11 protein-coding genes are annotated in these 13,277 nt (G+C 58.0%); 1 reads left to right on the top strand and 10 read right to left on the bottom strand.

Annotated features, from left to right (window positions below; translation table 11 throughout):
• Positions 1–4: 4 nt before the first annotated feature.
• The 8 genes from C7378_RS11565 to C7378_RS11530 all read right to left on the bottom strand — a co-directional run bounded on the left by C7378_RS11565 (position 5) and on the right by C7378_RS11530 (position 10,577).
• Entirely contained in the window at positions 5–3,292 is a 3,288-nt protein-coding gene (locus C7378_RS11565) for an efflux RND transporter permease subunit (RefSeq protein WP_131996585.1), read from the bottom strand.
• Positions 3,289–4,410 (bottom strand): efflux RND transporter periplasmic adaptor subunit, encoded by a 1,122-nt coding sequence (locus C7378_RS11560; protein ID WP_131996582.1) that lies wholly within the window; start codon positions 4,408–4,410, stop codon positions 3,289–3,291. The genes C7378_RS11565 and C7378_RS11560 overlap by 4 nt, the downstream gene beginning before the upstream one ends.
• Positions 4,407–5,777, bottom strand: coding sequence for a TolC family protein (locus tag C7378_RS11555; RefSeq protein ID WP_131996579.1), 1,371 nt, complete (start codon positions 5,775–5,777; stop codon positions 4,407–4,409). The genes C7378_RS11560 and C7378_RS11555 overlap by 4 nt, the downstream gene beginning before the upstream one ends.
• A 149-nt stretch (positions 5,778–5,926) precedes the next feature.
• Complete coding sequence (locus C7378_RS11550) at positions 5,927–6,847, bottom strand: sigma-70 family RNA polymerase sigma factor (protein WP_165876773.1); 921 nt, start codon at positions 6,845–6,847, stop codon at positions 5,927–5,929.
• A 158-nt stretch (positions 6,848–7,005) separates the two neighbouring features.
• Entirely contained in the window at positions 7,006–7,902 is an 897-nt protein-coding gene (locus tag C7378_RS11545; RefSeq protein ID WP_131996573.1) for a universal stress protein, read from the bottom strand.
• Positions 7,903–7,977: 75 nt separating this feature from the next.
• Entirely contained in the window at positions 7,978–8,448 is a 471-nt protein-coding gene (locus tag C7378_RS11540; protein WP_131996570.1) for a universal stress protein, read from the bottom strand.
• 128 nt (positions 8,449–8,576) lie between these two features.
• Positions 8,577–9,575 (bottom strand): bifunctional enoyl-CoA hydratase/phosphate acetyltransferase, encoded by a 999-nt coding sequence (locus tag C7378_RS11535; RefSeq protein WP_131996567.1) that lies wholly within the window; start codon positions 9,573–9,575, stop codon positions 8,577–8,579.
• Between the two features lie 75 nt (positions 9,576–9,650).
• Positions 9,651–10,577 carry a universal stress protein gene (locus C7378_RS11530; protein ID WP_165876772.1) on the bottom strand — a complete coding sequence of 309 codons (927 nt, stop codon included), beginning with the start codon at positions 10,575–10,577 and terminating at the stop codon, positions 9,651–9,653.
• Between the two features lie 208 nt (positions 10,578–10,785).
• Here C7378_RS11530 and C7378_RS11525 point away from each other — a divergent pair, with 208 nt between their 5' ends.
• Positions 10,786–11,526, top strand: a complete 741-nt coding sequence (locus C7378_RS11525; RefSeq protein WP_131996561.1) for a nitroreductase family protein — start codon at positions 10,786–10,788, stop codon at positions 11,524–11,526.
• A 69-nt stretch (positions 11,527–11,595) separates the two neighbouring features.
• Here C7378_RS11525 and C7378_RS11520 read toward each other — a convergent pair whose 3' ends face one another.
• Both C7378_RS11520 and C7378_RS11515 read right to left on the bottom strand, forming a co-directional pair.
• Positions 11,596–12,471, bottom strand: a complete 876-nt coding sequence (locus tag C7378_RS11520; RefSeq protein ID WP_131996558.1) for a universal stress protein — start codon at positions 12,469–12,471, stop codon at positions 11,596–11,598.
• A gap of 98 nt (positions 12,472–12,569) precedes the next feature.
• Positions 12,570–13,091 (bottom strand): Hsp20 family protein, encoded by a 522-nt coding sequence (locus tag C7378_RS11515; protein ID WP_131996555.1) that lies wholly within the window; start codon positions 13,089–13,091, stop codon positions 12,570–12,572.
• Between the last annotated feature and the right edge of the window lie 186 nt (positions 13,092–13,277).

The raw sequence follows: 13,277 nt of genomic DNA, 5'->3' as shown, positions 1-13,277 counted from the left end.
CTCCTTATCCACGAGAGAGTTGTTCCGGTACATCACATACCGGACGTTCACACTCGGCGATATTTTCGGGTGAATGGATGTGAGTACCGCCGCCGGCAGAATGCTTCTGAACCATGTAGTAAAGAACAGGAACGGCCAGTCGCGAGAGTACGGTTGAGGCTACTTCGCCTGCGATGAGTGAGAGTGCCAGCCCCTGGAAGATAGGATCGAAGAGGATGACACTCGCGCCAACAACAACAGCGGCGGCGGTGAGTAGCATGGGCCGGAAGCGGACAGCGCCGGCATCGATGACTGCCTCGGCGAGAGGCATGCCCTGGGCCCGGCGGAGTTCGATGAAGTCCACAAGGATGATTGAATTGCGAACGATGATACCGGCGCCAGCGATGAAGCCGATCATGGAGGTAGCAGTGAAAAATGCCCCCAGCATAGCGTGCGCTGGAAGAATGCCGACCAGTGTCAGTGGGATCGGAGCCATGATGACCAGCGGCACGATGAAGGAACGGAACCACCCGACCACCAGGACATAGATCAGAACAAGGACGACCGCGAAAGCAAGTCCGAGATCGCGAAAGACTTCAAGGGTAATCTGCCACTCGCCATCCCACTTCATGGAGTAGTGGTCGGTCGACTCAGGCTGCACCGAATTGTAGCGCGTCAACGTATAACCGGCAGGAAGCTTGAACTTATCGAGGGCGTTGTTCATCTTGAAGATCGCATAGACAGGGCTCTCTTCCGCACCCGATACGTCTCCAGTGACATAGACCACCCGCTGCATGTTCTTGTGGTAAATGCTCGGCTGCAGCGTCGTCTGCTGCACCTGGGTCAACTCTCGGAGAGACACGGTATGTCCGTCAGCTCCGGTGAGCTTCATGTTTTCAATCTGCTGCAGCGATGAGCGGTCAGGGCGCTCCATCTGCACATCTACAGGGATAGGCTCGCGAGACTGCGCATCGTGAAGAAGCCCGGCCTCGGCTCCCGATTCGGCGACCTCAAGTGCTTTCGCGACCTCCGACACAGCGATCCCATGCAACGCGGCCTTTGCTTCATCCACTTTGAAGACGAGCTTCGGCTGAGGGTCGTCGACATACCAGTCGACATCGACTACACCCGGAGTCTGCTGAAAAACCTGCTTGACCTTTCTGGCTACCTCAAGCTGCCCGGCCATCTGCGGGCCGTAAATTTCAGCGACAAGAGTTTGTATGACAGGAGGGCCGGGCGGCACTTCACTGACCTTGATGCGCGCACCAAAGGGGAGGCCCAGCTTGACCAGCTCTGGCCGCAGCCGCTTGGCAATCTCATGACTCTGGACGCTACGCTCTGCAATGGGCAGCAGGTTAACTTGAATGTCGGCCTGGTAGGGCTCGTGGCGCAGGTAGTAGTGACGAACTAGCCCATTGAAGTTGTAAGGGCCCGAGAGACCGGAATAAATCTGATAATTTGCGACTTCCGGTTGCTCGGCCAGATAGTGGCCCAGCGTCTGAGCAACCCGCGTGGTCTGCTCGAGCGTAGTCCCATTCGGCATGTCGATAATGACCTGGAACTCGCTCTTATTATCAAATGGCAACATCTTGACGCGGACAAGTTTGAGAGGAACCAGCGCGCAGGCCGCCAGTAGCAGAAGAACAACTCCCACTAGAAAAAATAACCGGTGACGGGAGGAATTGATGAGCGGCGACATGATGCGCCGATAAAAGCGCGTCGTCGCACCTTCCTTCGAACCGTGCTTTGCATTTTGTTCCGCACTGTGGGATACCAGGCGCATTGCAGCCCAGGGAGAAACCACGAAGGCTACGATGAGCGAAAACACCATGGCCGAAGAAGCACCAATTGGAATGGGCCGCATGTACGGCCCCATGAGTCCCCGGACAAAGGCCATCGGCAGGATGGCAGCGATGACAGCGATGGTGGCAAGAATCGTCGGGTTGCCGACTTCGGCGACGGCCTCGATGGCAACTTCGCTCGCCGGCCGGCCCGTGTTCTCGGGCAGGCGGAAGTGGCGAACCATATTTTCTACGACAACGATCGCGTCATCGACGAGAATGCCAATGCTGAAGATGAGGGCGAAGAGCGTAACGCGGTTAAGCGTATAGCCATAGAGATAGAAGACAGCCAGCGTAAGCGCCAGCGTTACAGGAATGGCGAGCAGCACCACTCCCGATTCGCGCCAGCCGAGGAAGACGGCTATCAGAAGAGTGACGGAGAGAGTGGCCAGCAGCAGGTGCTTCAGCAGCTCGTCCGACTTCGCCTTTGCTGTATCACCATAGTTCCTGGTAGTTGTTATGTTCAGATCTGCCGGCAGGGTGGTCCTGCGCATTTCTGCAATTCTCTTCAGCACTGCATTGGCGATGTCGGTCGCGTTCGTCCCCTTGCGCTTGGCAACGGTGATGGTGACGGCGGGAAACTCACTGCCGATGGTCTGGCCCTGTATTTTTGTGCCTGCGCCGGTGCCGAACAGAACATAGTTTTGGGGCTCTGCAGGGCCATCTTCGATCTTCGAGGCCACGTCGCGAAGATAGATGGGGCGCCCATGATCGACGCCGACCACTACTCCTTCAAGGTCTTCTTTGCGCTGGAAGAAGTCTCCTGCGTCGACCAGAAACTGCTGATTGCCAGAGGCGAACTGGCCTGCCTCAACACGGGAGTTAGCCGCCCGCAGCCTGTCGACAATGTCTCCGGCCGAAAGGGAGTAGGAGGCCAGCCGATCGTTGCTGAGTAGCACCCGCATGGCGCGCGGCTGCCCCCCAAGAATGTTGGTCTCAGAAACGTTATCAACCTGCTGAATGCTATGTTCAAGTTCGGCCGCCATGGTCCGGAGCTGATAGGAGCTATAGTTCTTTCCCCACAGGGTCAGCGACAGGATAGGCACATTGTCAATGGACCTCTCCTTAATGACAGGCTGCGAGGCGGCCTGCGGCAGACGATCCATATTGGAGAAGAGCTTGCTATAGACCTTGACCAGTGCATCTTCTTCGCGTGTCCCGACAAGGAAGCGCGCAATGACGAGACTCTGGCCCGGGCTCGATGTGGAGTAGACATACTCTACCCCCGGAATCTCCCGCAGTAGCCTTTCAATCGGTACTGAGACTCGCTGCTCAACCTCTGCCGGAGATGCACCGGGCATGGCAGTTGTGACGTCGAGCATCGGCACGACAATCTGCGGCTCTTCCTCGCGCGGGATCACCATGACTGCAAACACGCCGAGAATAAGCGACGCGACTATAAAGAGAGGCGTCAGCTTCGAGTCAAGGAAGGCAGCAGCCAGACGTCCGGCGATGCCGAGGGAGCCTTTCATTGCTGCACCTCGATCCGCTTGCCGCCGAGCTCGCGATCGCCTGGAGATAACACCACTGTCTCACCGGCGCTGAGCCCTGACAGAACCTCGATATTTGTCTCGTGCTTGCCGCCAAGCGTGATGTAGCGCAGGGATGCAATGCCGTTAGCGTCGAGGACCCATACCCCATTCATCGAGCCATGCGTCACGAGCGACGATTGTGGGACCACGACCACGGGATGATCGGTACCGCCGCTCATCCGGGCTGTCCCGAACATGCCCGAACGAAGACCTGCAACAGCTGGAAGATTTATCTTCACCAGAAAGGTGCGACTGGCCGGATCAGCTGCTGGCACCACTTCCGCAACCTTCCCTTGGATGGGCTGCGAAGAGATGGCTGAGATCTGTACGGGGACCGCCCCCCCCTGCTTCAGGGAACCGAGCAGCGACTCATCTACAGCGGCCTGCAACTGTAGCGGGCCGGTGCGCTCCACTTCAAGTAGTGGCATGCCTGGTGTCGCCATCGCGCCTGGATCTACATGCCGCGCGACGACCACCCCGGCGAAGGGCGACATCAGCCGGGAGTAGCCCGCAGCAGTGCGCGCGCCCGACTCTGCCGCCTGAGCAGCCTGGCCCTGCGAGCGCGCAGCCTCAAGCGCTGCAGTGGCGGCCTGGGCACGCCGCTCGACTTCATCAAATTCCTGCGGGCTGACGCTCTTGCTATCACGCAGAAGCTTGTAGCGAACCAGTGTCGACTGGGCGAGCGATGCCTGGCTCGCAGCGACCTTCACCTGCTGATCGCTGGCAGCGACCTCGGCCTGAGCGCGTGCCACATCTGATCGCGCCTGGGCATCATCAAGGATAATGAGCGCTTGCCGTGCTCGTACTGGATCGCCCTCATGTACGCCAACGGAAAGAACACGGCCCATCACTTGCGCCGAGAGGACAGCCGATTCGCGTGCATGAACAGTGCCGACAGCGTCAACCGTATTCGGCAGCTGCATCAGGCTGGATCGAGAGACCGCTAGGCCTGTCACCACAGCGGGCGTAATTGGCGTACTGCTCTTATCCGCGCATCCGCCAAGTACGAAAGAAGCGGCAGTAAAAAAGATGGCGAGTCTATTGCTGAGACTGGTCATTGAAGGTCCTCTACGCTGCCAGGTGTCAGCGTTCCGGTTGCGAACTTGAGATTTGCGTAGGTCAGCGTGTTGCGAGAGACTGCCTGCCAATAGTTGGCGCTGCTCTGTGTCTCCGCATCTTCGGCTCGCAGCAGTTCCGTCATCGTTGCAAGTCCGGCCTGATAGCGGTTCTGCAGAATGCGCAGGCTCTCCGCTGTCTGAGCGGTTGAGGCACGGGCCACGTCGAGCATCTGCTGCGCTGCCTGATGTTCGTAGTAAGCGCGGGTGACTTCGAGCCGAATCTGCTGATCGGCGGAAGTGGTGGCGGCTTCCGCGCGGCGCAATGCGATCTTGGCCAGTGCAAGATTTTCGCGCTTCGCAGCGGGCAGAATATCGACGCGGAGTTCCGCCCCGGCCAGCCAGTTTTTGCCACCTGCGCCTGCGATACTGGGCCTGTCTGTCTGCCACGAGCCAAAGGTGCTGATCTGCGGACCGAAGGCAGAGCGTGCAGACTGAACGGCCGCCTGCTGCGCCTGGCGCTGCAGGGCGAGATCCTCACGGTCGGGACGCGACTTTAGGGCAACAGCGAGCTCGTCAGCCAGCGGAAGGGGGTCAAAGTGCCGCTCGCCGAGGGGCCGCAGATTCCGCGCCTCGGGGGGAATAAGTTCGCCGATAGCGGCTTCAAGCTCGGCCCAGGAAACCTCTACCCTACCCTGGGCGCTGATGAGGTTCTGCTGACGTTCTGACAGATTAGCTGCGGCGGTCAATTGATCCGCATCGACGGCAAGGCCGGCTTTCACCTTATTCTCGCTGGACCCAAGCAACGCCTTCGCTGTCTCCACGTCACGCTGTGCCACCTCTACCTGGCGCATGGCCAGCAGGATCGACTCATACGCTTCGACCGCACGGTGAACGATCTCCTGGTCCGCGCGCGTAGCGGCCGCCGAGGAGCTTTTGGTCAGCAGATCGGCACGTCTGATCTCAAACTGGGTGTGCCAGGAATCGAAGGCCATCCAGTTACCGGCGAAGCGGGTCGTGAAGTCATTGATCGGCAACGGGCGGTTCAGGCTGTTCAGCGCGAAATCGCTCTGCTGAAAGCGTTGCTGCCGCAGACGAGTCCCGAAGACATAGACCGGGTCATTGCCGCGCGTCGCTGCCTCACTGAAAGTGAGACTGGGCAGCAAAGCAGTGCGTGCCAGGCGCGAGCCTTCGCGGCCGGCATCTACCGCAGTCTGGGCCATTGTTCTGTCGGGGCTCTTCTCCAGAGAAACTTCCACGGCCTCTCGCAAGGTCAGAGGCGCGGTCTGCTGCTGCGTGAAACCCCAGTGCCACGAAGAGGCAAGGAAGAAGCACATGAGACCTGCTCGTAAATGAGGAATAGTTCGCATCTCTCTCTCTTACCGCCACTCCTCACGAATAGTCCGCGGAGAGCATGCAGCGCTGTGATCCTTGTCACGCTGGAACACAGCCGCTGGGCGGCTTTGGAGTGCCTTCAAATGGCGCTCTCACCATAAAAAAGACACAGGAGACGGAAACGTTACAGAATGGATGAGTTTTTTTGCGGAGCCTGGAGCCCCAGCATCCGCAGATACTCCTGCGTCAGCAGAGAGCGCAGCCGCCCGGAAGTCTCCGGATCACAGGGAACGTCAAGCTTGCGGCAACGGTCAATTGCCTGCCGGAGATCCCGAATGAAGGCAATGCAGGCCGGACAGGCCTCAATGTGCTGACGCATCTCCTCGCAGGTCCGGGGAGTCACCTTCCCATCCAGATAGTCGGAGAGGTTGGCAAAGAGTTCGCGGCACTCCTTCGGCCGCCCAGGAGCGGCAGCCTCTTTGCGAGACCGTTTGCGCGGAGCCTTTCGGGCAGGTCCTGCAGCTGGAGCACTCTCCAGCAGCAGGGCCATCTCCTTCCGCACCTGGAGCCGGGCGCGATGCAGCCGTACCCTGACCGTCCCCGGCTGGATATTGAGAATCTGGGCGGTCTGTTCCGTGTTCAGGTCTTCCATATCGTGCAAGACAAGGACGATCCTGTACTGCGGAGGAATAGCCAGAATAGCCTTATGAAGCAGCTGATTCTGTTCACCTTCCAGAATCCTGCTCTCCGGGTTTGCTGTCGCGTCGCGAAGCAGCATGCCAAGTTCCGCCTCATCCGGCATCAACTCATCGAGCGACAAGGTGTGCCGCGGAGCATGGACTGAGCGGCGGCGCATTCTCCAGCATCGGTTCCGGGCGACAGTGTAGAGCCAGACGGCCAGGGCTTTGGGATCGTTGATCTTGGCCAGATGCGGCAGAGACCTGACGAGCACTTCCTGCGCCGTGTCCTCCGCGTCTTCTGGATGCCCGCACAGCTTCATGCTGAAGGAGTACACGGTCTGCTGCAGCAACTGAATGGCCTCGGCGACGGCCTCAGGACGGTCGCTGCGCAACAGCTTCGCTGCTTCTGTGAGTTCAGGACGCATCAGGCAGGCAACCGGAAACTGGATCTGCCGATTGGAAGTATGTCCGACCTCTTCATGTCTTCGAATATAGCGGCTTCGGGCGCAGTCATCCAGCGCCGCCTTCCCATGACAAACAACAAGGCCCATGCACGAGGCTGGCGCGGAACTCCGCGGATCGATCAAAGATGCTGCGGCATGATGAGTACAGGACAGGGTGCCTGTTGGATCGCGTTGCTTACTACTTCCTCTTTTCGGAAGGACCCTTCGCAAGTCGACTCGTGGTCAAACAAGATCAGATTTGCATGAATCTCCCGGGCACGATCGGAAATCGCGCGATCGCACGGACCATGAAGCAGCTTCCAGCTGACAGAGAGTTCAGGGGTACGCATCTGCTCCGCAAGGTCACTGCAGTGGCTCTCAAGCTGCGCGTGGCGGTGAGCATCCGTCTGCGTGCCACGTTCGCTGCTGGCGCATGCAATTTCAATCTGCACCGACGTTTTCTGGGCAAGTAGCTTGGCAAATCTTGCAAGGTGCAGCTTCTGCGAAGCCTGAACAACATAGAGCACGTGCCGCATGGGAACAATCTCGCGGCTACCGCGCATCATCATTTCAGGACCGATCACCATCACGCCGCAGGACATGGTTTTTATCATCGCCTCCGCGGTGGAGCCAAGCCTCGGCGGATCCAGCCGCCTGCTGCCATATGCCCCGAGAATGACCAGATCTGCATGCAGCTCTGCAGCCTCACGAATCAGAACATCCGCGATCACGCCGGAGCGATGAAAGACTTGATGCTGCACATTCTGCTCGCGCAGCCTCTGCTCCAGGCTGTGCATCTCCGATTCGATTTCCCTTCGTCGCTCGCCCATCCTGAATCCGCTTTCCATTTCTGCGGCAAATTCACGGGCACTCTGCACATAAACCACAGCCACGAGCGATCCAAAGTGGCGACTCAGCTCAATCGCGTATTCTAACGCCACCTCGGCAGGCTCAGAAAAATCGTAAGCGACAAGAAGGGTATGCAAAAAGGCCCTATGAGCTTCGTGCTGGACGGCGTCGATCCCTGAACGATTCATACGTGGCCTCCTGTCCGGCCCGGCTCATCTTGGGCGGGCTACACTGTGTGCGCTTCTGTGGGCGCAGACCGAGCCTCAAGCTGCTGCCTGCCCGCTGACGGACTGGTCGCGAGAGCGCACGATCTCTACAGAACAAGGCGCATGGAGAGCAACGGCCTGCGCCACCGATCCAAGAAGAAATCTCTGCACCGGCCCGTAGCCATGCGAGCCCACCAGGACAAGATCGGCCGACCAACGCTCCGCCTCCTCGACGATCCGCTCTTTGGGCGAGCCCACCAGTATGCTGGTCGATAGTTTCAGATTGGGAGCGCTCTTCGCAATCGCGGCCTCAGCCTCAGCGACATCGCGGGACGCCCGCTCCTTTTCTTCGCTGAGAGAATCGTAGTGCGAGGCGGCCACTATCAAAAGCGGATCGATTACCAGTGGCGAGGGATTGGCAACCGACAGAATCCTCACCTCGGAATCTGCAGGCCACGACCGGCGTGTAATTTCTGCAACAGCTTCTTTGCTGAACTTGGAGCCATCAATCGCGAGAAGAATCTTCATCGTCTTCATCCTTCATGTTTGCATTTTCCTACGCACCCACCGTACTCCGCTGTCGAGCGAAAATCGGTGATTCAGGTCACACTGCAAATTCCTTCCTTAAAGCCTGATCAAGAAGAAATGCAGCACCGCTACAGCTCAATACAGTGCGGACGACGATGACCTTCTTCATTGGACGCGTCGTTCTGTGCATGAACGATCGCCGAGGCGATCGCGCACGAAAGCACGCGCGACTCAACTGAGTCAGCCCGACTCGTGAGGATAATTGGCACAGTGGTCCCCAGGACAACACCAGCCAGACGTGCTCCCCCCAGATATTCGAGTTCCTTGGCAAGCATATTGCCCGATTCCAGATCGGGAACAAGCAGAATGTCCGCATCTCCCGCAACCGGCGACTTCAGCTTTTTCACCTTCGCCGCCTCGGCGCTCACGGCAGTGTCGAAGGCCAGGGGGCCATCCAGGATAGCGCCTGTGATCTGGCCTCGATCCGCCATCTTGCAAAGGGCTGCGGCATCCAGTGTCGAAGCGATTTTTGAGCTGACCGTCTCGACTGCGGATAAGAGCGCAACCTTCGGCAGTTGGATGCCGAGGGTGTGAGCAAGGTCAATCGCATTCTGAAGAATCTCCGCCTTGTCATCCAGCGTCGGGCAAATGTTGATGACGGCATCGGTAATGAAAAGCGCATGCCGGTAGAGGGGCGCCTCTGCGATAAACACGTGACTGATGCGGCGAGAAGTGCGTAGTCCTGCTTCTTTCTGCACGACCGCTCGCATCAGCGAGTCTGTGTGCAGACTGCCTTTCAGCAACGCAGCAGTCACGCCTCTGCGGCACAGTTCCACACACTTTGCAGCAGCCTCCTCTTCACTGGCTGCATCTATGATTGGATAGTCGTCAAGAGACACATTGAGAGTGTCGGCGATGGCATGAATTTCACCCGCTGAGCCGACGAATACCGGAGAGATAAGCCCAGCAGCAGCCGCTTCCACCGCACCTGCGAGCGAGACCGCAGAACATGGCCAGCAGACACTCACACAAATCGCAGGGCGCTGCTGACACTCCCGGATCAATGGTTCAAGAAGCTCGCCGCTGCGAACCTCGCTCTGCTCATAACTGGCAACAATCTCTGGCATGCTTCATCTTCCCTTTCCACTGCACAAGTGCGCACAAGGCCAGAAGGCTACTCCGGCGCCACGCGCAGCCCCCTGCTAAACGAGGTGTGGCCGCACAGCCAGCACCGGGCAATGTGCTTTTCGTATGACCTCTGACAAAGTGGCCCATGGAGCGTGGTCCGCCAGCACCCCGTGTTCGCGAACTCCCATCACAATCAATCCGGCCTTATGACGTTTTGCGCTCTCCAAAATCCGCTCGCTACGGTCGCCGACCAGAACTTCAAAGCGAACATGGCTTGCAATCTGCGGATCATTCGGAACCAGCTGATGCAGCTGCTCTGTTGCCCGTGTCATCTCGAGCTCGTAATCCTCCTCCTTCGAGGAGCTTTTTGGGAGAACATGAACCAGGGTGATTGAAGAGCCGGTCGCCTGGGCGATAGACATCGCGTGCTGTGCGGCTCGCAACGATCCGAAGGGCAGATCGGTTGCAAACACAATGGAATGCAGTGGCCCGTAGCGCCGCACGCAGCGCGGCCCGACTACGAGTATCGGACAGTGCAAATGGCGAATGACTGCCTCTGCATTCGACCCCAGAACAAGCTTCTGGAGCCCCGTGCGCCCTTGCGATCCGACTACAGCAAGATCAATGCTTCTAGTCTGTACCAGGTCGAGCATGGCTTCCGCCGGCGGCCCCACCAATACAACCTCTTCATGTCTGAGCGTACGCACTTCAGGAATTTTGCCTGCATACTTGCGCAGCTCTTCCTGAGCCTGTTTAGTGTCAAGCTCATATAGGACCGGTGAAACCACGCCTACACCCGGGGCATACAGCTGCGGCAGGATCGTGTGGAGCACGTAGAACTTGCTCTCGAGCTGCTTTGCCAATCGCGCGGCAATCTTTACCGCCAGGGTCGCCTGGCTTGAGAAATCGGTGGCGGCAAGGATTCCCTTGATGTGGAGAGGAGCGGTGCCGAGGTGAAGGGCTGGAGACGTTTCCTGCAGTTGCGTCAATGCTGTGTCCATGAGGTTCATCCCCTGGTGACGCCGTCGCGGCTTGGAATCTCGGACGCCGCGCGATATCACACCCTGAGGTTAGAACCCACGCCTTCAGGGTGCCGTGACGCAGGTCACAGCCCTTAGGCGTGATGCCAGTCACATCGTTCGCGGCCGAAAGCTATTAACTTTGAACGCACGGAGACTTTGCCGCTGCTACGAGTCAACTGGAGGCTGCATGACGGAAGTATTGGAGATTATTCGCCAGAGACATTCAACACGGGGAGCATTCGATCTGAGCCGCCCCATTGAAAAGACACAGCTACACCAGATACTGGAAGCCGCCAGGTGGGCCCCGACCGACCACAATATGCAGAATTTCGAGATCCTGATCGTTGACGATAAGGAGAAGCTTGTGGCCGTCGGACAGATCCCGGCTGAGCTGTCAGAGGATTTTCTGCGGGAGAACTATGCCCAGCTTTCGTTCTCAAAGGAAGAGCTTCTCATCAAGAAGAGAGGAATGCTGGCCAGTGAATTTCCCCCAGCGTGGATTGATCCGGAAGCCTGGAATCCAACCTCGGACTACACATCGCAGCTTTCTTTTCTGGCAAGGTCTGTAGGCGAGACGCCGCTTTTGCTCATCGTCCTCTATGACGCGACCAAGCGAGCGCCAGCCTCAGAGGGCGATGTTCTTGGTCACATGAGCCTTGGCTGCGTCCTGGAGAATATGTGGCTCGCCAGTGAATCGCTCGGCATCGGGTTCCATGTTCTCACTGTATTCAGCAACGGGCGTGTACAGGAGCAGGTAAAGCGACTGCTCCATGTACCGCCCCAGATGAAGATTGCTTTTGCCTGCGCTCTCGGATATCCAGCAAATTCATCGGACGAATCCCTGCGGGTACGCCGTAACCTTGAGGACTTTATCCATCACAACCAATTCGGGCGGAGGGACCTGCTCTGGGAACCTAGCCGGCCCTGAGCGCATCGAGGGAAAGGACTTGCCGCTCTCTCGGCAGTTCCTTTCCCCCTTAAGTGACCGTCCGTATCTCTACGGCTCCTGCAGCACCATAACTGGACAGGATGCTTCCGCGAACACCTGGGGAGCGATGCCACGCATCAGGTGGGTCGCAGCAGACGATGCTCTATGCGCGCCGATAACGATCAGATCAGAGTTCCTCTCCTGGGCAAGCTTGACGATAGCGTGCCCGGATATCTTATCGGTCAGCAGGGTATGTAGCGCGGGTATCGGGCCGTGATCCTCCGGCATAAGCTGGATAAGTGCCCGCTCAAATTGAGCAAAGTCTTCCTCGTTTACCTTTCGGGCGGAATCCTCCACGTGGAGCAGTGTGAAGGCAGCCTGATATCCCGAGGCAATCATAAATGCGAAAGCTGCGATCGGTGCTGCATTCGGATCCAGATCGCTGGCGCAAAGCACATCCCGCGGGTGCCATGCCTGCGCCCCGGCCGGCGCTGCTGCAGGTCCAACCACCAGCACAGGACTGCTCGCATGGCGTAGCAGATCTTCAGCATCTGAGCCGAAGAGGAAGCGCGCCAATCCTGTTTTGCCATGCGTGCCCAGCACGATCAGGTCGACCTTTTCTCTCTGCACCGAGGCCATCAATTCATCTTCGAGCAGGCCTGCGGCTGAGATAGATCGCGCGTTAAAGCCCTCGGATCTGAGTTCGGCGCCCATCTGCTCTAGCTGCTGCTCTCTCCGCTGTAGTATCTCAGTCTCATCAATCCAGCTGCCCTCAGGTGGTCCTATGGGATAGATAGGTTGGCTCACATGCGCAAGAAGAATCTCGGAGCCATATTGTCTGGCGATGCTTTTGGCATAGTCCAGCGCGCGCTGGGAGATATCAGAAAAATCCGTAGGCACGAAGATGCGTTGAAATGTAATTTTGGCTGCAGTTGAACTCACCATCTTTAATCTCCTCCCTGCTTGAGCTGCCGGGCTGACCGTGGATACCTGTTAGACCACGTTCAGCCCGGCCCCTGAAATGCCAGCGGCTATGGCTGACGCTAAGCGGCCTTGACTTCAATGGATTTCGACGGCGATGCCTTCGCCAGATGCAACTCCAGCACGCCCTTCTCAAGACTGGCGGAAACCTTATCGGGATTGATAGCAGTTGGCAAGTCAATGCGGCGGCATAGTTCGCGCGCAGAGACTTCGCTGTACTTTACCTGCTCGTCCTTCTTGTTTTCCTTCGTCTGCTCAGCTTTACCGTGAATGTGGACATAGCTCGGTTCGACCTGAATATTCAACTCTTTGGCATCGAACCCGGGAACCTCAGCGCGAATGACATAGGAGTCGTTAGACTCCGTCATCTCGATGGGCACGGGCCTCAGCAACTCCGACTCCGCCCGGAGCCAGTCGTCCCAATCCTTGCCATTGGTGCCGCCGCGCTGCTGGAAGAGACTGAATGCCTCTTTCGCAATAGCATCGGTGACTGCATTGAAATGCTCGAAAACATCGCGGACTTTGGGGAACTCAACCATAATCCTGCTGGAGCTGCGGGGATTTGTTGTAAGTGATGTAGACATAGCTCATTCTCCTTAGGCAAACTGCATGGCAGATTGCTATTCTCCTCACCGTAGGCGGTCGCCCACGTGAGAGTCCGTGACGTGGGTCACAGTGACGCTCTCTGCCGCCGTTGTCCGCTCTCTGTTCGCACCAGCTATAGAAGCCACTCTTATACGAACGGTGGTGATGCAAATCACAGCCTTTCA

This window comes from Acidipila rosea, from assembly GCF_004339725.1.
Lineage (GTDB): Bacteria > Acidobacteriota > Terriglobia > Terriglobales > Acidobacteriaceae > Acidipila > Acidipila rosea.
Note: the sequence above shows the minus strand (reverse complement) of the source record. Positions and strands in the feature narration are given on the sequence as shown.